The organism is Sorangium sp. So ce176, from assembly GCF_051519835.1.
GTDB classification, from domain to species: domain Bacteria; phylum Myxococcota_A; class Polyangia; order Polyangiales; family Polyangiaceae; genus Sorangium; species Sorangium cellulosum_G.
In genome coordinates, this window is sequence record NZ_CP150371.1 from 11,528,606 (window position 1) to 11,547,903 (window position 19,298).

The 19,298-nt window shown below is 74.1% G+C and carries 13 protein-coding genes; 11 read left to right on the top strand and 2 right to left on the bottom strand.

What is annotated here, in order from left to right; translation table 11 throughout:
• Nucleotides 1–159 precede the first annotated feature (159 nt).
• Nucleotides 160–1,644, top strand: a complete 1,485-nt coding sequence (locus WMF42_RS43510) for a serine/threonine-protein kinase (protein ID WP_437689117.1) — start codon at nt 160–162, stop codon at nt 1,642–1,644.
• 287 nt (nt 1,645–1,931) lie between these two features.
• The gene (locus WMF42_RS43515) at nt 1,932–3,017 is read left to right on the top strand and encodes a ferritin-like domain-containing protein (RefSeq protein ID WP_437689118.1); all 1,086 of its coding nucleotides are present in this window, start codon (nt 1,932–1,934) and stop codon (nt 3,015–3,017) included.
• Nucleotides 3,018–3,084: 67 nt separating this feature from the next.
• Here the strand turns inward: WMF42_RS43515 and WMF42_RS43520 are convergent, their stop codons facing one another.
• Together WMF42_RS43520 and WMF42_RS43525 are read right to left on the bottom strand one after the other, a co-directional pair.
• Nucleotides 3,085–4,167, bottom strand: coding sequence for a hypothetical protein (locus WMF42_RS43520; RefSeq protein WP_061608734.1), 1,083 nt, complete (start codon nt 4,165–4,167; stop codon nt 3,085–3,087).
• A 254-nt stretch (nt 4,168–4,421) separates the two neighbouring features.
• Complete coding sequence (locus tag WMF42_RS43525; RefSeq protein ID WP_437689120.1) at nt 4,422–4,649, bottom strand: hypothetical protein; 228 nt, start codon at nt 4,647–4,649, stop codon at nt 4,422–4,424.
• A gap of 341 nt (nt 4,650–4,990) precedes the next feature.
• Here WMF42_RS43525 and WMF42_RS43530 point away from each other — a divergent pair, with 341 nt between their 5' ends.
• The 9 genes from WMF42_RS43530 to WMF42_RS43570 all read left to right on the top strand — a co-directional run bounded on the left by WMF42_RS43530 (nt 4,991) and on the right by WMF42_RS43570 (nt 19,201).
• Nucleotides 4,991–5,743 (top strand): RNA polymerase sigma factor, encoded by a 753-nt coding sequence (locus WMF42_RS43530; protein WP_434044513.1) that lies wholly within the window; start codon nt 4,991–4,993, stop codon nt 5,741–5,743.
• Entirely contained in the window at nt 5,740–7,053 is a 1,314-nt protein-coding gene (locus WMF42_RS43535) for a FecR domain-containing protein (protein WP_437689122.1), read from the top strand. Before WMF42_RS43530 ends, WMF42_RS43535 begins: the two co-directional genes overlap by 4 nt.
• A 570-nt stretch (nt 7,054–7,623) precedes the next feature.
• Nucleotides 7,624–9,852: a biotin carboxylase N-terminal domain-containing protein gene (locus WMF42_RS43540; protein ID WP_437689124.1), complete on the top strand. Its 2,229-nt coding sequence runs from the start codon at nt 7,624–7,626 to the stop codon at nt 9,850–9,852.
• A 4-nt stretch (nt 9,853–9,856) separates the two neighbouring features.
• Nucleotides 9,857–10,936 (top strand): hypothetical protein, encoded by a 1,080-nt coding sequence (locus tag WMF42_RS43545; protein WP_437689126.1) that lies wholly within the window; start codon nt 9,857–9,859, stop codon nt 10,934–10,936.
• A gap of 54 nt (nt 10,937–10,990) precedes the next feature.
• A complete protein-coding gene (locus WMF42_RS43550) occupies nt 10,991–12,388 on the top strand; it encodes an SIR2 family protein (RefSeq protein WP_437689127.1) in 1,398 nt (465 codons plus the stop codon).
• 295 nt (nt 12,389–12,683) lie between these two features.
• Nucleotides 12,684–13,115: a hypothetical protein gene (locus tag WMF42_RS43555; protein ID WP_233560962.1), complete on the top strand. Its 432-nt coding sequence runs from the start codon at nt 12,684–12,686 to the stop codon at nt 13,113–13,115.
• Between the two features lie 85 nt (nt 13,116–13,200).
• Nucleotides 13,201–16,104 (top strand): hypothetical protein, encoded by a 2,904-nt coding sequence (locus WMF42_RS43560; protein ID WP_437689129.1) that lies wholly within the window; start codon nt 13,201–13,203, stop codon nt 16,102–16,104.
• Nucleotides 16,095–17,708 carry a hypothetical protein gene (locus WMF42_RS43565; RefSeq protein ID WP_437689130.1) on the top strand — a complete coding sequence of 538 codons (1,614 nt, stop codon included), beginning with the start codon at nt 16,095–16,097 and terminating at the stop codon, nt 17,706–17,708. The genes WMF42_RS43560 and WMF42_RS43565 overlap by 10 nt, the downstream gene beginning before the upstream one ends.
• 416 nt (nt 17,709–18,124) lie before the next feature.
• Complete coding sequence (locus WMF42_RS43570) at nt 18,125–19,201, top strand: formylglycine-generating enzyme family protein (protein ID WP_437689132.1); 1,077 nt, start codon at nt 18,125–18,127, stop codon at nt 19,199–19,201.
• The last annotated feature ends 97 nt before the right edge of the window (nt 19,202–19,298 follow it).

The window sequence follows — 19,298 nt, forward strand, 5'->3', positions numbered from 1 at the left end:
CCCCCCTATTCTGCCAGCAGATGGAATAGGCTACCGTCTAGATAACGATGGATTTACTGTACCACCAGGGGGAGCGACGTGTAGTGGCAACATGAGCGTTCCGCGCCGGGAAAAACGTCGCTCGGGCGAGGCCTTAATCGCATCGGGGGGTTTATGACGATGGATGGTTTGGCGACGCGCAATGATGAAACTCGGGCATTTTCGCTGGAGGAGAGGTCGTTCTCCAGAGGAGAGCTGCCGTGCGGCGCGCGTGCGGGCGACTACAGCGTTGTGACGCCCATCGCCCGGGGCGGATGTGGGGCAGTCTACGAGGCGAGGCAGCTCCGGACCGGCGCGCGTGTGGCGATGAAGGTGCTCCACGGGACGCTCGCCGCCTCGCCGAAGATGGTGAAGCGGTTCCTGCGCGAGATCGAGGTGGTGCGGCGGCTCAACCACCCGGGCATCGTCGAGATCTACGACGTCGGCGAGCTCGCGGACGGGAGGCCGTTCTACGTGATGGAGCACCTCGACGGGCTGACGCTCGACGTGCTGCTCCGGCAGGAGGGGAGGTTCTCGCCGGAGCAGGCGCTCGATCTGCTCGAGCCGGTCTGCTCGGCGCTCGACGCGGCGCACGCCGCGGGGATCATCCATCGCGACGTGAAGGGCAGCAACATCTTCGTCTCGCGGGGCGCGCCGCGGAAGGTGAAGCTCCTCGACTTCGGGATCGCCAAGCTGATGGAGGCCGAGGACGGCCCGACCGGCTTCACCACGGCGGGGCGGGCGCCCGGCACGCTCACGATCATGGCGCCGGAGCAGATCCTCGGCGGCCCCATCGACGCGCGCGTCGACGTCTATGCGCTCGGCGTCCTGCTCCACCGGCTGCTCACGGGCAAGCTGCCGTTCTACTCGCCGGACGCGACCGAGCTGCTCCGGCAGCACCTGGAGGAGCCGGCGCCGCGCCCGAGCCGGCGGACCCCGCTGCCGGCCGCGCTCGACGCCGTGGTGCTGCGCTGCCTGGAGAAGCAGCCGGAGCACCGCTTCCCCTCGGTGAAGAGCCTCCTCTGCACGCTGCGCGAGGCGGTGGGCGAGCCGTCGTCGGGGCGGAGCAGCCTGCCCGAGCTCGCGACCGACGCGATCGCTGTCTACCTCGACCTCCGCGCGCGCACCGACGCCGACGACCTCGACGACGCGCTCGCCGACGAGCTCGGCCTCGCGCTCGACGTCGCCGAGGAGCGCCTCCGGGACGCCGGGCTCACGCTGGTGTCCATGACCGGCAGCGAGATCCTCGCCGTGCGCGTGCTCTCCTGCGACCCCGCCAAGGCGCTGCGGGAGCGGGCGGCGGTGATCGAGATCGCCGCGGCGCTCCACGACGAGATCGCGCAGCGGAGCCGCGCGGACGGGCGCGTGCACCCGAACCTGTGCCTGCACGCCGGGCAGGTGGTGGTGCGCTCGACGATCCACCCGGAGATCATCGGCGGCGATCTGGCCCGGGTCGGCGCGTGGGCGCCGGTCGAGGAGGTGCACGGCCCCTGCGCGACAGAGGAGGCGGTCCGCGGCGTCGAGGGGCTCGAGCTCTCTGCAGGGCCGCCCGGCCTCGTGCTGATCGGGGAGCGGCCGCCCTCGTGCTCCTCGCCCGCGCCGACGCTGCGCAGCGGCGCGAGCTGAGCCGGCGCGCGCCCGGCCGGCGGGGCCCCTCCGCGGCTGTCATGTCAGGTGAGCGACGGGCGCACGCCCGGCGTGTCCCCCCTGGCGGACTCGGGAGGTCCCGGAGCCGGGATGACGACGCAAAAACGGTGATCAGACGATTGCCGCTGGGTGATGGATGCCATTATAACGGTTGACCGCGGGCGCCGGACCGCGCCTGGTCGCTTCGGAAAGCTCTCATGTCCATGCGCCTCCAACACGCTATCCAGACCCTCCGCGATTCCGCCCCTCTCCTCCGCGACGCATCGATGAGCGGCAACGTCCGGGTGCTAGCGTCGCTGCTCGGGCCCGCGTTTCGCGGCTTCGTCCAGCGGCGAGGCAAGGGGGTGGGCTCGACCGATATCTCTGTTGGTTACGAGGCCAGCTTTAACTGGAGTTACGGGCGGGACGACCCCGACATGGCGAGGCTCTACCACCTCGCCAAGACGTCCCAGTGGAACGCGTCGACCGACCTCGACTGGTCCCGGGAAGTCGATTGGCTCGACCCGACAATGCAGCTCTTGCCCGACAGCTGGATGCCGCCGTCCCGGCTGCCCCTCTGGGGCCGGCTCTCGGAGCGGGAGCGGGCCACGCAGCGCCATGGCCTCCTCTCGTGGATGCTGAGCCAGTTCCTGCACGGCGAGCAGGGCGCGCTGTTCGCCGCGTCGCAGATCACCGAGTCCGTACCCTCGCTCGACGCCAAGCTGTACGGCAGCACGCAGGTGGCCGACGAGGGGCGCCACGTCGAGGTGTTCCACGCCTACCTCACGCAGAAGCTGGAGAAGCTCTACGAGATCAACGACAACCTGTATGTCGTCATCGACGCCATCATGAGCGACAGCCGGTGGGACATGAAGTTCCTCGGTATGCAGATCATGATCGAGGGCCTGGCGCTCGGCGCGTTCGGCTCGATTCGGCAGATGACGAGCGAGCCGCTCCTCAAGGACGTCCTGCGATCGGTCATCACCGATGAGGCGCGCCACGTGCACTATGGAGTCCTCGCGCTGAGCAGGTTCTACCGCGAGGGCATCGACGAGCGGGCGCGGAGGGAGCGGGAGGACTGGGCGTTCGAGCTGTCGCTCCTCCTGCGCAACCGGTTCCTGGCGCACGAGTTCTATGACGAGTTCTACGCCCACCGCATGACGCGCTGCGAGTGGGACGAGCTCATGCTGGCCAGCGATCTGATGGGGTTCTTCCGCCGGACGATGTTCAAGCGGATCGTGCCGAACCTGAAGCGGATCGGCCTGCTCTCCGGGCGGATCCGGCCGCGCTACGCCGCGCTCGGCCTGCTCGAGTACGAGCACGGGCGGTCGGCCAGCGAGCTGACGGCCACGGAGCTGCTCGACGACGCCTGAGGCGAGGGCGACCGAGGCGGCAGCGGGGGCGCGGCGAGGGCGGACGCCCGCGCCGCGCCTGGGGCGATCAGCAGGTGGCCCCGAGGCACGACGCGATCTGGACGGCGCACCGGTCCTGGACGCACTCCATGTCGCCGTCGCAGCGGGGGAGCGACGAGAGGGCGCACGTCAACACCCGCTCGCCGAAGAACTGGGCGTTGGCGCAGCCCTGCGCCATGCAGTTCGAGACGCACGCGATCCCGATGTCCGGCGGCGTCTGCTCGGGATCGACGCACGTGAACGCGCAGGTGATCACCTCCAGGCAGCTCGTGGGCCGGCACGCGCCGCAGTCCGACGGACAGGCGGCGCACGTCTCGAAGGGCTCGCAGATGCCGTTCGAGCAGACCGCGCACACGCCGCAGTCGCGCTGGCACGACGCGCACGTCTCCGTCCCCGAGCAGCGGCCGTCGCCGCACGTGGCGCAGTCGCCGCAGTCCGCCGGGCACGAGAAGCAGCCCTCGATCCCGGGGTTGCACACCCCGTCGCCGCACGAGGCGCAGCCGCCGCAGTCGGGGGCGCACGAGAAGCAGTCCTCGGGCGCGGCGCAGACGCCGTCGCCGCACGAGGCGCAGACGCCGCAGTCACGCGGGCACGTCAGGCACGTCTCGTCTCTGCCGCACGCGCCGTCGCCGCAGCTCGGGCACTGGCCGCAGTCGCCGGGGCAGCTCGCGCACGACTCGCCCGCCGGATCGCAGACGCCGTCGCCGCAGTCCGGGCAGAGGCCGCAGTCCACGGCGCAGCTCCCGCAGCTCTCGTCGTCGTCGCAGGCGCCGTCGCCGCACAGGGCGCAGGCGCCGCAGTCGCCGGGACAGCTCGCGCACGACTCGCTCGCCCGGTCGCAGGCGCCGTCGCCGCACGCCGCGCAGGCGCCGCAGTCGGCGGCGCAGCGCGCGCAGTCCTCGGCGCCGTCGCAGACGCCGTCGCCGCACGCCGCGGGCTCGACGCCGGGCGGGCCGGGGTACTCCCACGTGTCGGTGCGGCCGCAGCCCGCGCCGAGGCCGGACCCCGCGAGGGTGACGAGCGCGGACCAGGCGACCGCGCGCGGGAAGGACAGGCCAGGGCGACGCCGCCCGGACCGCAGCATGGAGCTCAGCCGGCTTGTGATACCCATTCGATCGGCTCCCGGGACGTGAGAGGTCTGGTCACGAGCAGGAGCGGGAACGGCTCGCGGGCCGCGGCTGCGCCGCGCCGAGCCGCCCGCAGCAAGGCGTGCGGACGGAACGTACACGGAAACGGTCCGCCGATGGCGTCGAAGCACGGCCGCAGCAGGACAAAATGAAAGAGGGCGACGCCTCCGGAGAGGCGCCGCCCAAAGCGCATCGCAGCGCGCGCTTCACCAGGGAAGCGGCGCGCTGCGCAGCGAACTCACTGCGCCGGAGCCGCCGCCGGGTCGGCCGGAGCCGCCGCCGGGTCGGCCGGCGCCGCCGGGGCCGCCGCCGGGTCGGCCGGGGCCGCCGCCGGGTCGGCCGGGGCCGCCGCCGGGTCGGTCGGCGCCGCGGACGACGGGTCGGACGCGGGCGCGGAGCCGCCGCCGCAGGCAACGGCGAGGGACGAGACCGACACGGCGACGAGCGCAAGAACGAGCTTGTTCATTGGAAAATCCTCCGAAAATGAGGGCAGCGAGGCCGCCCTCCCAACCAGCAGACGTATGAGCCGCGCGTCGAATCCGGCGGCCACCCACCCAGACGCCGCGGGTCGACAGAACGGCTCACAGTTTTTTCGATGAGCCGCCCGAGCCCCACCGGGCGTCTAGAAATTTGTGGGAAGCTCGGGGCGCTCCTGACTCCGCCAAGGACAGGAGACCCGGGGCGCGAAGCTCCGTTCACGGCCGGGGGCCAGCTTCACTTCCCGCGAGGGCGTAGCGACCCTCTTCATCCTGCTCCTTTCGGGTACGAACCATGGCTCTGAGACCTCAGCGAGGGCGGCTGCGCCTAGTGGAACCGGTCGTCCCGGCTGCCCCGGTCGTGGAGGCCCAGGAGGGCGCGGGCGACGTCGGGTCCGCCTTCGCCCCGGAGGAGCGCGGCCGCAGGGAGGTCCGGTCCGGGGGCGCGCGCGCGGGCAACGTCGGTGACAGGCGGCCTTCCGCCGCGACGGGACCGACGGAGCGCGGGGCCGGCCTTACGGAGCTGCCGGACGCGCAGCTCGTGATCCTCGGCGCCCGCGGGGACGTGAGGGCCCTCGAGCAGCTCTACCGGCGGCACGCGGCGTTCGCCATCCACCTGGCGACGCGCATCGAGGGCTCGGCGCGCGACGTGGAGGACATCGTGCACGACGCGTTCCTCCGCGCGTTCGAGCGCCTCGGCGACCTCGTGGACCCGGCGGCCTTCCGGGCGTGGCTCGGGTCGATCGTCGTCCACAAGGTCCGCTCGCGGATGCGGCGCGCGCGGCTGCTCGGCCTGCTCGGGATGGGCAAGTCGAGCGAGCCGGTCGATCTCGACGCCCTCGCGAGCCCGGCGGCCTCTCCCCACATGCGCGCGCAGATCGCGCAGATCTACGCCCTGCTCCAGACGCTGCCGGCCGACGAGCGGATCGCGTGGATCCTCCGCTCGGTGGAGGGGCACGATCTCGAGACGGTCGCGCAGATGACCGACTGCTCGCTGGCCACGGTCAAGCGGCGGATTTCACGGGCGCAACACTTCCTCGACGGACATTTTGTGGATCCCACCAGCAACGAGGCGTCGTCATGAGCCGGCGAGGGCTACCCCGGATCGCTCCGGAAGATCTGCGCGACCACGCGACCGACGACCGGATCGCGCGCGTCTGGGACCGTATCGAGCACGACCTTCACGCGCGCGAGCCGGCGTCGCGGCGCCGCGCGGGCACGGCCGCGCTGCTCGCGGCGGCGACGTTCGCGGCGTTCGCGGGCGGCCTGTGGCTCGGCAAGTCGATCTGGAGCGGGGCGCCGGGCGCGCCGGCGGCCACGGCCGTCGCGCCGACCGACGACGCGCCGTCGCTCGTCGACGTGTTCGCCGCGGGCACGCAGGAGCGCACCTTCCCGCTGCCGGGCGGCGGCACGATCTCGCTCACGCCGGGCACGACCATCGAGGTCGAGCAGCGGGCGGACGGGGGCGCGCTGACGCTGCGGCTCGTGCAGGGCGAGGCGTCGCTCGACACAGTGCGCGGGCCGCGCGCGGCGGCGCTCTCGCTCGTCGCGGGGGAGGCGCGGCTCGCGATGGCGTCGGGCAGCGCGCTGCGCGTGCGGCACAACGTCGACGACATCGACGTCGACGTCACCGACGGCTCGGTCAAGCTCACGTCGCCGGCCGGCTCGCGCGAGCTCGGGCGCGGCGACGCCGAGGAGGGCGTGCCGATCCGCCAGCGCACGACCGCGGTGGCGCCGCCGCAGCCGCGGCGGCCTCGCTCGGCGCCGGCGGCGCGCTCGAGCGAGCCGGTGGCGTCGGCCGAGTCGCCGTCGCCGCCGGTCGTCGCGCCGCAGCCGCCGGACTGGCGCGCGCGGTACAACGCGGGCAACGTCGCCGAGGCGCTGCAGAGCCTGCAGCAGCAGAGCGGCGGCGTCGACGGGGCGATCGCCTCGGCGAAGACGGCGAGGGAGCTGATGGACCTCAGCGATCTCCTGCGCGCGAAGGGCGGCGATCGGGCCGCGGCGATGCGCGCGTTCGCGCGCGTCGTCGAGGGCTTCCCGACGGACGCGAACGCGCCGATCGCCGCGTACAAGCTCGGCGACATGTACGCCAGCATGGGCGAGCAGGCGCTGGCGGCCAAATACTACGGGCAGTCGCGGTCGCTGTCGCCCGAGGGCAACCTCGCGGAGGACTCGTTCTGCAAGCGCATCCGCGCCGAGGTGGTCGCGGGGCACAAGGACGAGGCGTCCGAGATGGCCAAGGAGTACGCGGCCACGTACCCGGACGGCCGGTGCGAGGACGTCCAGCGGATCCTCTCCGGCGAGGGCGAGGAGGAGGCGGCCGAGGGGGAGCCCGAGGGCGCGCCGCTCCAGCCGTCGCCGCCGGCGGCCCCCGACGCGAGCCCCACGCCCTGATCCGCCGGCGCCCGCCCCCCGCGCCGGCTCGTTCCCGCTGAGCCTCCCCTGCGGCGCTGCCGGCGCCGCTGCGGTCCGGCGGTTCCCCCCACACCTCCGCGCGCGCTCACGACGCCCGACGATCGTCGCGACGGATGGATGGTCGAGCGCGTTCGCGGGGGGGCGCATCATCGAGAGTCCACGAGACAACGGGCCAGAGCGCCGCTCGCGTTGAACTCCCGCGGATAGCCAGATCATACGAAGAGGACAGCAACGGCGCAGGGGGCGCGAGGGGAAGAAGACAGCAGATTTCATCTCTGTTCCTCGCGTCTCTTGCGCCCTTGCGCCCTTGCGTTCTCTCTTGTTACCGCATGTGTCACCGCGTGCCGTGCCCTTCGATGAGGCGATGAGCCGCTGTCAAAGAGCCCTGCGCGCGCTCGCTCCAGGTGCCTGTACGGCCATGACGTGGTGTTCTCGTGTGCATGTGAACGCGGCTGGTGAGCGATGAGGTCCTCACCCGGCGGGCGGGCGGACAGGCTTGACATCCCGTAACGGTTCGGTGCTTGCTTCCGCGCCGGAGAACCGCCTGGAATGACCACCGCCGTCCGCACCAGCTCCCTCCCCGTTCGCAAGGACCCTCAAGCTCTTCCGCCCTGGAAGCTGGTGTTGCCGCGCGGCGGCTATGTCTCCTCGATGGAGGCGCTCACCACGGCGATGGGCGTCCCGGGGTTCGTGCTGCTCGACCTGGGCACGCTGGCCGGCGGCCGAGACGCGCACCGGCTCCTCGGGCTGCGCTACCTGATCGCGAACGGCGAGGTGTGGAGGACGCACTTCGGCTGGCAGCGCCCCCTAGAGGCGGCGCTGCGCCGGGAGCTCAACGACGAGGTGCGGGTGCAGGACCTCCTGTCGGAGGCGGAGGATCTGCTCTCGCGCCTCCGCGAGACGCGCGCGTCGATCACGCCCGCGGACCGGGACGGGCTCGCCGGGTACCTGGAGGACGGGCTGCTGCGGGCCCTCGAGCGCCGCGAGTTCGAGGACGAGCGCCTCCTCAAGTTCCTGATCCTGGCGCAGGACGACCCGTCGCTGCGCGACCAGGCGGCGGAGCTGCTGCGCGCCCGGGCCGCCGAGCTGTACAGGGAAGACCCGCAGGTGCTCGACCTCCTCTACGCCGCGGTGCACCGGCTCGACACCTACCCCGCCACGACCGTGAGCGCGGGCAAGCTCAAGTACATCCTCGTGGCGGACAAGGGCGAGATGGGCGTCCGGGCCACGCGCGAGGCCCTCGCGCTCGGCAAGATCCCCGTGGTCCTCTACAGCCTCACGGACGACAAGGACGCGCTGCAGGTGCGGATCGCGCGGGAGGGCGGCGGCTTCGCGGTGGGCCTCGAGGGGAACTTCCGCGAGAGCTACGCGAACTACATCCAGATCGCGGACAAGGTGCGGGCCGAGTTCGCGCGGCGCTTCGGGGACGGGTGGGAGGAGGAGCTGTCGCGCGCCGGCCTCTACCCCGGCTACGGCCCGCTCGCGGAGAACGCCGCGGCCATCCGGCACTTCCGCCGGGAGAACATCGTCTTCATCGGCCCGATGCAGGACGTCGTGGAGAACGCCGGCGACAAGCGCAAATTCCGCCTGATGGCCCAGGAGTTCGACCCCTCGGCGGTGACCCCGGGCCTCGTCATCGACAGCGACGACCCGGGCGAGATCCAGCGGATCATCCTGGAGACGCACGCCGCCGGGGGGTTCACCTTCCCGGGCCGGCTCAAGGCCGCGAACGGCGGCGGCGGGCGCGGGCAGGCGGTCATCCCGACCGAGGAGCAGGTGCCTCAGGCCATCCAGAAGGTCCTCGGCGAGATCCGGGCGTACAACTGGCAGCCGGGCGTGATGTTCGAGCAGAACATCCCGGAGACGATCCACCTGGAGGTGCAGGTGCTGCGGGATCGCTACGGCAACACGCGGCACTTCGGCATGCGCGACTGCAGCGAGCAGCGCGCGAGCCAGAAGATCCAGGAGGAGGCGCCGCCGGCCCTGCTGCGGCGTTACCCCGGCCTGGAAGAGCGGATCTGCGGGCTCGCCGTGCGGATCGCCGAGCGCGTGGGCTACGTGGGCGCGGGCACCGTGGAGCTGATGTTCAAGGAAGGGAAGTTCTACTTCCTGGAGATGAACACGCGAATCCAGGTGGAGCACCCTGTCAGCGAGGAGAGCTACGGCATCAAGCGGAAGCGCGGCCGCGTCCCCGTGAACCTCGTCGCGTGGCAGATGCGCATCGCGGACGGGCAGCCGATCGATTTCGAGCAGCAGCACGTCGTGCAGACGCACTGCAGCCGCGAGTTCCGCATCAACGCGGAGAGCTGGAAGCCGGAGCTCAGGGACTCGCGCGACGGCGGGAAGGGCATGTTCTTGCCCAACGCCGGCGTCTTCGATCGCATCGCGCTCCCGGACGCCGACGCGCTCCGCGAGGCGCTCGCCGACAAGGGGGTCAGCGACCTGAAGATCCGCTTCGACTGCGGCTTCGAGGAGGGGGACGTCCTGGTCAACAAGGACCCGACGTTCGGCAAGCTCATCGTGTCCGTGAGCAGCAAGGACCCGGACAGGGCCTATGAGCTCCTGCGGCTCGCGTCGCTCGAGGTGCTGAAGCGGCTGAAGATCGAGGGGCGGCAGGTGCGGCCCGACGGGACGCCGATCGCGGACTCGCCGTTCAAGACGAACATCCAGGATCACGTGCGCATCCTGAGGATGCCCCTGTTCAAGCGGCACTCGAGCAACGACGATCGGGGCCGCCACGTGAACTGGGTGGTGGCCGCGTTCCGCGCGGAGGGATGATCGGGTGAGGACGGCGCGCCCTCGCCGCTGTCTGCGCGAGCTCCCCCGGCTCGCGCGCCTGGGCCTGCCGAGCTGCGCGCTGCTGCTCGCCGCGGCCCCCGCGGAGGCGGCCGAGCCCTACGTCGCCGTGGCGAGCGGCGGCCGCGCGCCCGCGGCGAGCGCGCCGCCGCTGCCCGCCGCGCCGGCGCCCATCGAGGTGCGCGTCGCGCTGTCGCGCGGCGCGGCGGAGGAGGTCCCGAGCGTCCGGCTGCGGCGCCTGCTCGAGATCGAGCTCCCGGACGGCGCGACGCTGGCCGCAGAGCCCGTCGGCCCGCTCGGCGATCGCGTCGCGAGCGTGTGGGTCGACCGGCCCACCGCCGCGCGCCTCGAGATCCAGGTGCGCCTCGACGGCCGCGCGGTGGTGCGGCGGCAGATCGCTGTCTCCGGCCTCACCTCGGACGTGGCCGCGCGGCTCGTCGCGATCGCCGCCTCCGAGATGATCGTCGCCGAGGTGCGCCGGGCGCGCGCCCCGCGGCGGCCGCCGGCGCCGCGGCGCCCCACCGCGGACGAGATCGAGCTCGCCTCGCGCGACCTCGACGCGCTGTCCGTCTCGGCCGGTCCGTACGCGGCGGTCGTCTCGGGCGGGCCGCGGGCGCTCGCCGGGGCCGGCATCGCGCTCGGCCTGCGGCGCCTGCGGCTCACCGAGTCGCTGTTCGCCCGGCTGCTGACGACGCCGTCCGGCGGCGACACGATGCGCTGGCTCGAGGGCGGCCTCTCGGGCGACTACCGCTTCTGGCTCACCGCCTCGTGGCGGCTGTCGGTCGGCGCCGCGGCCTCCGTCGCCTCGGTCAGGCTGCCCGCCGCCTCGTCCGTCGACGGCATCCCGGGCGAGCGCGACACGTGGTCCGCCCGCGCCGGCGTCGGGCTCGGCGTGGAGACCCGGCTGGGCGGCCCGCTGTGGCTCGGGCTCACCCTGGACCCCGGGGTCGTGCTCCGGCCGGCGCGCTACCAGGATGCGCGCGGCGCGACGGGCGCCGTCGAGGGGGCGTGGCTGGGGGTCGGGCTCTCGCTCGCCACCGAGCGGCGCTCCTCGCCGCCGCGGTGAGGGGCGGGGCGCGGCGCCGCCCGCGGGCGCGGATCCGCGGTATCGTGGTCGCCGATGGATGACGAGATCCTCGAGCAGCTCCGCGAGCGCTACGCGTCAGGGAACCTCATCGTCTTCGCAGGCGCGGGCGTCTCGGCCGCGGCGGGCATGCCCACCTGGAAGCAGCTCGCCGAGAAGCTGCGCGACCGCGCGCGGCGGCGGAGCGCGGACCCCGCGGTCCTCGACGAGATCCAGCAGTACATCTCCTCGAACCAGCTCATCAACGCGCTGTCCGCCGCGAAGCTCGCGCTCGGGCCGCAGGACTTCAACTGGACCGTCGACAAGGAGCTCGACGACACAGGCCGCGACGTGCCGGAGGTGGCGCAGGCGATCGCCGCGCTCAAGCCGAGGCTCAAGGCGGTGCTCACCACGAACATCGATCGCTTCCTGGAGCGCGCGTTCCAGGGCGAGTGGCGCGTCGTCGACCGGCCGGCCGGCGACGTCGCCATGGACCGGCGCTTCATCCTGAAGCTGCACGGCACGCTGCGCGCGTGGGACACCTGGGTGTTCTCGCGCGACCAGTACGATCGCGCGATCTTCGGCTCGCCCCTCTTGCAGGACGCGTTCGGCGCGCTCTACCGCACGCACTCCATCCTGTTCGTGGGCTTCGGCCTCGCCGACGACAACATCGACCAGACGCTCGCCCGCGTGCGCGCGCTCTCGGGCGGGCAGCCGCCCATGCACTTCGCGCTGCTCCCGAAGGGCGTGCCGCCGTTCCGCCGCAAGCTGCTCGAGGAGTCGGGCATCCGGCTCATCGTCTACGAGAACCAGGCCGGGGATCACGCGGAGGTCGCCGAGATCCTCCTCGGCCTGGAGCAGGGCGGGGCGGCGCCGGCGTCACCGCAGCCGCCGCCGTCGCCCCGCCCCGCGACGCCGGCCCCGGGCGCGCGCCCGAACGCGGCGCCTCCGAGCGCGCGGCCGACCGTCGTGCCTCCGGGGAACGCGCGCACGACCGCGCAGCGGCCGGTGCGGGTCTTCTTCTCCTACGCGTCGCGCGACGAGGAGCTCCTCTCGCGCCTCGAGGCGCACATGAGCCCGCTGAAGCGGGAGGGGCTCATCGCGCCGTGGCACAGCGGGAAGATCGGCGCGGGCGAGGACCTGGAGCGCGCGATCGGCGAGCAGCTCGAGTCGGCCGACCTCATCCTGCTCCTCGTGAGCGCGAGCTTCCTCGCGTCCGAGCAGGGCGACGCGCAGGTGACGCGCGCGATGGAGCGGCGCGCCGCGGGGCAGGCCGCTGTCGTGCCGATCCTGCTCCGCCCCTGCGACTGGGAGACGACGCGCTTCGCCGAGCTCCAGGCGGTGCCGCGGGACAAGAAGCCCGTGACCAAGTGGGCCGACGAGGACGAGGCGCTCCTCCAGGTGGTGCGCGAGATCCGCGCCGTGGTGACCAAGCTGCGCGCCTCGGCCGGGTGAGCTCGGGCGCCTCGGCCGGGTGAGCCCGGGCGCCCCGCCCGGCCGATCCGCCGCGCTGCGCGGGAATTCCTCACTCTTCCGCCTCGTCGTCCCGTGAGGGATCGCCGCGGCTCGCGCCCGGGCGCCGGCGCCGGGCCTGGCGATCCCGGAGAGCTCTCGGGGTTTTCTCGGGCCTTCTCGGCCTCTGGCCTTTCGCGCCGCGGCCCGCGCGACGGGCACGGATGCACAGCGGGACGCGCACGAGGATTGCTTGGCCCGCTGGGCGGACAACGCGAGCCAGCGGAGAGGTGCCATCGTGAGCCCATTGCACAGAGAGCGAATGGTGACGGCGCGCGAGAGCAGCCTGCCCGAGGCGCGGATTCATGAGGAGGAGCTGCCGCCGGAGTCGGGCCGGCGGCCGGCCGGCTACACGGCGCGCGGCGGGCCCACCGGGGAGCCCTGGCCGGAGCGGCCTCCGGTGCTCACGCCGGACGAGGCGCGCGAGCTGTCCGAGCGCTGGAGCGCGATCCAGGCGAGCTTCATCGAGGCGCCGCGGCTGGCGGTCGAGCAGGCCGACGCGCTCGTGACCGAGGTGATCCAGCGGGTCGCGCAGAGCTTCCGGGAGGAGCGCAGCGCGCTGCAACGGCTGCTCGACAGCGACCTCGGGCCGTCGGAGGCGTCGACGGAGGAGCTCCGGATCGCCCTGCGCAGGTACAGGTCGCTCCTTGGGCGCCTGCTCGCATTCTAGGGCGCGGCGACCGGGGCCGGGCTGCGTGCGCCGGCCTGCGATCGGCATGTAGCGGGGGCTGGGCGCTTCTGGCATGGTCGGCGCCATGCTCGTCCGCAGTGGTCTTCCCTGGGTTCGACGCGGCGCGCGCCGCCTGACCGGCGCCTCGCTCGCCCTGCTGCTCGGGTGCTCCGGCGCGGCGCAAACGCCTTCGGCCGCGCGGCCGGCGCGCGTCGTGAAGACGCCGCCCGCGCAGCCGAAGGCGCCGGAGGGGCCGCCGCTCCTGCCGGCCCACGTGATCGCGGAGCTCGAGGACGAGGACGCGACGCCCTACCTCGCCCGGCGCGGCGACGAGGCGCTCCTGCTCTACGCGGCGGGGGGCCGGTGGAGGACGCGCGTCCTCGGCGCCGACGGGTCGCCGCGCGGGGACGCCACGGAGGTGGGTCCGGCCGCCGCCGACGTGCCCGGCGCCGCGCTCCGCGCCACGCCGCAGGGCTACATCGCCGCCTGGATCGAGCAGACCGAGGGGGGCCGCGCGGTGCGCGTGCTCGCGCTCGACCCGGCCGGCAAGCCCCTGGGCCCGGCCAGCCTCGTCGCCCGGACGGCGGAGGACATCACGTGGCTCGAGGTGCTCCCGAACGCGACGGGGACGCTCGTGCTGTGGGAGATGCCGCGCCAGGCCCAGGACGGCGCGGCCCAGAGCGTTGACCGCGTCGACGTGGTGATGACCGTCGTGGCGCAGGGCAAGGACGGCGCGATCAAGCCGACGGCGCCCGCGTCGGTCGCGCGCGAGGTGCTGGGGTGGAACGCGGTCGCGACCGAGCGGGGCGCGGCGGTCGCCCTGGTGCTCCCGCCCCCCGGGGGCGAGCGCAAGCCCGCGCGCAAGGCGGACGCGGAGGACGCCGCAGGCGCCCCGAAGCTCGGGTTCATCGCGCTCCTGGAGATCGACGCGGCCGGGAAGGTGTCGGCGCCGGTGACCGTCAGCCCCGAGCCGACCGCGCAGATCGATCTCGACATCGTCTCCGTGGGCGGGCGTTACCTGCTCACCTGGACGGACGAGCGGGACATCGACAGCGCCGTCTTCGTCGCGGCGGTCGAGCCGGGCGGCAAGGTGGTCGTGGCGCCGCGGCAGGCGACGACGCCGTCCGGCGAGCAGGCGCTGGTGTCGCTCGTCGCGCCGCCGGCCGGAGGGGGCGGCCGGGCGCTGCTCGCGTGGGAGGACCTGCTTCGACCGCCCGGCAGCGAGGGCGGGGCGGATGCGCAAGGCGGGGGGCGGCTCATCCACCTCGCGTCGGTCGGCCCGGACGGCGCGCTCAGCGCGGAGCGGGCGGGGCTCGTCTTCAGCGCGAGCGGGCCGCCCGATCTCGTGGCCGACGGAGACGGCTTCGCGGCGGTGACGCTCGCGCCCGCGACGCTCAAGGCGAGCCGCGGCGAGGCCGCGCCGCCGGTCTGGCCGACGTTCGTGCGCTTCGGCCCGGACCTCTCGGTGCGCGCGGCGGAGCCTGTGCGCGCCGCGCCGTTCGCGGCGACCGACGGCGTGCCGTACCTCGTGCGCGGGCTGAGCTGCCACAAGGGCGCGTGCGCGACGCTCGCGAGCGCCGCGGCCGGGGCGCCCGCGCAGCAGGGCGGCGCCGGCGCGGCGGGCGGGCGCGCGGGCGCGGCGGGCGCGCGCGCGCCGCTCGCGGTGGTGTCGCTGCCGGTGCGCGAGAGCGCGTGGCGCGCGCCCGCGTTCCGGGAGGACAAGGACCCGCCGCCGCGCGCGACAGCGGTGCGCGCGCTCGTCGAGGGCGACCACGTCGCCAGGGTCGCGGCCGCCGAGCTCGAGGGCGGTACGGCGCTCGCGGCGTGGGTGACGTACTTCGTCGAGGGCGCGTCGGACAGAGCGCCCCGCGGGCAGGACCTCTCCGCGACGCTGGCTGTGCGCGCCGCGTCCCCGGGGGCGCCCGGCAAGCTGAACGTCCTCTCGCAGAAGGCGTCGTCGCTCGGCGGCGTCGCGATCGCGGCGGCGCCGCCGGCCCCGGCCGACGCGAAGGGCAAGGGCGGCGCGGCGCAGGGCGAGAGCGTGCTCGCGTGGGTCGCGCGGGAGCGGGGCGAGACGCAGGTCTACGTGACGAAGCTCGACGCGACGGGCGCGAAGGTCGCGCAGAAGAAGCTCACCACGGCGCCCCGCAAGAAGCAGGGCGGCGCCGCGAGCGAGGCGTCCGACGTGGCGATCGCGTACGACGGCGCGGGGGGCTTCATCGTCGCGTGGGTCGACTCGCGCGACGGCAACGCCGAGGTGTACGCGGCGCGGATCGACCGCGCGCTGAACAGGACCCTGCCGGACCGGCGCATCACGAACGCGCCGCTCGACGCGGCCGAGGTGCAGATCGCGGTGCGCGGCCAGGAGGCGTGGCTCGTGTGGTCGGACGCGCGCCCGGCGGGCGACGCGGCCGCGGGGGGCGCGGGTGAGCAGGGCGGCGAGGCGAGCGGCGACATCTTCCTCGCGCGGCTCGACGTGAAGACGCTGCAGCGGATCGGCGACGAGTCGCGCCTCCACGCGTCGCCCGAGCACTCGCGCAGCCCGGTGCTCGCGCCGCTCGATGGCGGCGCCCTCGTCGGCTGGGTCGACGAGGTGGCCGGGGGGGGCGCGTCGGCCGGCGGGGGCGCGGCGGCGGGCGGGCACGCGCGGTTCTTGCGGCTCGACAGCGGCGGCGCGGCGCAGGGCGCGCCGCTCGCGGTGGCGGCCCCGGGCGGCGCCGGGGTGTCGTCGGTCGCGCTCGCGTGCGACAAGGTCTGCCGCGGGGTGCTCGCGTCGGCGCCGGGCGACTCGGTGGTGCTGAGCGCCTTCACGCTGGCGCCGGGCGAGGCGGCGGCGCCCTCGCTGAAGCCGCTCGCGTGGCTCACCGGCAGCGCGTCGCAGGACGTGTCGCCGGTGTTCGCGGGGCGGTCCGGCACGTCGCTTTTCTTCGCGGACGACTCGGTGAGCGGCGCGGGGCGCGTCCGGTGGATGACGATCGCATGGCCGTGAGCGGCGCGGCGCGCGCTCGTCGGCGGACCGCCGCGCCGGCGCGCGGCGGGGCGCTGCTCCTCGGGGCGCTGGCCTCGGCGCTCGGCTGCCCCGCGCCGCCGGAGCTGCCGCCCGCGCCGCCGCGCCAGCCGGCGGGCGCGGCGGTGCTGCCGGCCTGCAAGGGGAGCGGCTGCTCGCAGGCCGGGGCGCTGATCGCGGCCGCGCGCGCGTTCAGCGACGTGCGGCACGACTACCTGCTCGACACGTCGAGCGCGATGGTGCCGGGCCGCGGGCTGTCGCGGAGCGCGGCGGGGGTGTTCTCGCCTGTCGGCGTCGCGTGCGCGCGGCCGAAGACGGAGCAGGCGCCGCCCGCCGTCGCGGGGGCGCCCGCGGGCACGAGCGGGACGGCGGCGCCGGCGACAGCGCCCGCGAGCGCGGCGCCGGCGACAGCGCCCGCGAGCGCGGCGGCGACGGGCGCGCCCGCGCCGGGGGCGGGCGAGCGCGCGATCGACTTCCGCTATGTCGGCATCGCCGTCGACTCGGTCCTCGTGGGCGCCGACGTCGAGCTGCCGGCGTACTTCAGCGCCGGCGGGACGCTCGACAGGCGCCGGCTGCGGCTCGTGGCGATGGCGCTTGTCGCGGACGAGGACCCGCAGTTCTTCGAGCCGACCGAGAGCGTCGTGCCGGCGACGGGCGGCGGCTGCGCGTGCGGCCGGGCGACGCACTTCATCGGGGCCGTGAAGCGCGGCGCGATGGTCGCGTACGAGACCGACGTGACCGCCGGCGAGGCGCACGGCACGGCGATGGGCCTGTTCAAGGCCCGGCTCGAGGCGGGGGACCGCCGCGTGACGATGACCTCGGTCGGGGAGCTGGCCATCGAGGGCGTCGAGGGCGCGCCGGTGGCGGGCGCGAAGGGCGGGCAGGCGTTCGGCGCGCTGCGCCTCGAGGTGAAGAAGGCGGTGCCGCTGGCGTACGCGATCTACCCGGTGGCGGACGTGTGCCGCTTCTCGCTGGCCGAGCCGGAGATCGCGCCGCTGCCTGTCGACCTCGGCGTGGTGCCCTACGGCGCCGCCGGGACGGCGCAGGCGCTCATCACGAACCGGGCGCAGGTCGACGTGCGGGTGACCCACGGCGAGCGCACTGTCGAGGTGCCCGCGCACGGCAGCGCGGAGCTCACGTTCTCGTGGACCCCGGAGGGCGAGACCGCCGGCTGCGAGCGGCAGACGCGGCGGGACACCTTCGTCGTGCAGCCGAAGGACCCGGCCTCCCCGGTGGTGCCGCGCGAGCGGGCCGTCGTTGTGCCGCTGCAGGTGACGACCGGGATGCCGACCTTCTCGAAGCACGAGCCGATCGCGACCGAGACGGGGCGGTCGCCGGACTACGGGCGCGCGAGCGTGGACTGGACGTGCCCGGCCGGGTACGTGGCGGAGCAGTGCGAGCCGCAGCTCGCGAGCTGCCTGTCGTCGACGGGGAGCTGCAACGCGGAGGGCTACCGGCTGACGGCCGAGGCGACAGCGGACGGGCGCGGGTGCGCGTTCCGGTGCACGGGCCCGAGCTCCTCGATCTGGGGCGACCACGGGTGCGCCTACACGGCGACCATGGTGTGCCGGCTGGGGTGCAAGTAGGGGCGGAAGGCCGCCTCTCCAGCGCGGAGATGGGTGCGACCCGTCTTTTGCTGGAGGCACGTCCAGCGGGAGACGGGTGCGCCCCATCTTTTGCTGGAGGCACGTCCAGCGGGAGACGGGTGCGCCCCATCTTTTGCTGGAGGGGTGTCCACCGGGAGACGGGTGCGACCCGTCTTTGGGTTGGAGGGGTGTCCACCGGAGACGGATGCGACCCATCTTTTGCTGGAGGGGTGTCCACCGGGAGACGGGTGCGCCCCATCTTTTGTTGGAGCGGTGTCCACCTGGAGACGGGTGCGACCCATCTCCAGGTGGACGACCGGGCTCATCCAGGAACCTGAAAGAAGGGGAGCGCTCGCGTCGTGGCGCCACGTCGCGGAACCGGAGCGGGGGCGCTCGCACCTAACCGCTCGGATGCCATGCGATCTCCTCGACGGCCGACCTCGGCGCTCCTCGCCCTCTGCGCCCTTGCGGCGATCCTGAGAGCCAGCCACGCGTACAGCGGCGGCGCGGCGGAGCACGACGCAGGGGCTCCCGTTCACGCCGGACGCGACAGCGCGCCGGCGCCCCCGCCGAGCTGCGCGGGCGGCACGCCTGGCGCCGACGACCGCTGCGGCCTCGGTCACGACGACGACTGCTGCTCCAGCCTGCTCGTGCCCGGCGGGACGTTCAACCGGCTCAACGACCCGCGGTATCCGGCGAGCGTGAGCAGCTTTCACCTGGACAGGTACCTTGTCACGGTCGGGCGGTTTCGCCGCTACATGGACGAGGCCGGCGGCCCGACGCAGGCGAGCCCGCCGCCGGCCGGCGCGGGGGCGCACCCGAAGATTCCGGACAGCGGGTGGGACCCCTCGTGGAATACCCTGCTCCCGGCGACAACGGCCGCGTTGAAGCAGGCGCTCATCTGCGATCCTTACGGCTGGCCGACCTGGACCGACGCGCCGGCCGTGAACGAGGACAAGCCCATCGTGTGCGCGACATGGCTCGAGCTGTTCGCTTTCTGCGCGTGGGACGGCGGGCGCCTGCCGACCCAGGCCGAGATGAACTACGCCGCTGCCGGCGGCGACGAGCAACGGCTGTATCCGTGGGGCTCATCCCCCATCACCCCCGACGAAGCGGCCTTCTGCTGCCAGGGCGACGGCACGAGCTCGGTGCCGTGCGAGGGCTCGTTCCCTCCGTGGAATCTCCTCCACTGCACGACCGATGACCTCGCGCCCGTCGGCTCGTTTCCGCGGGGAGCCGGGCGGTGGGGTCAGCTCGATCTCGCGGGCGAGGCCTACAAGGTCACGCGCGACGCCGCCGACGATGACCGCCCGCTCGTGCCGTGCATCGATTGCTCCCGCCTGGACAACCACGCTGCCCTGCGCGTCGCGCACGGCGGGAGCTTCGTCGCCCCCGGATACCGGCAGGCGACGACCTACCGCGCACCCTACGAGACCAGCGGCCGCCACTACTATGTCTCGGCGATGTGCGCGCGCGACCCTCCAGGGCCGTGAGCCCTGTAAGCCCTCCACGCGGGTCGTGCGAGGAGACGCGCTGCCGGCGCCTTGTGGCAAACTGCCACGCTGCCAGCGGCCGCGCGGGATGGCCTCC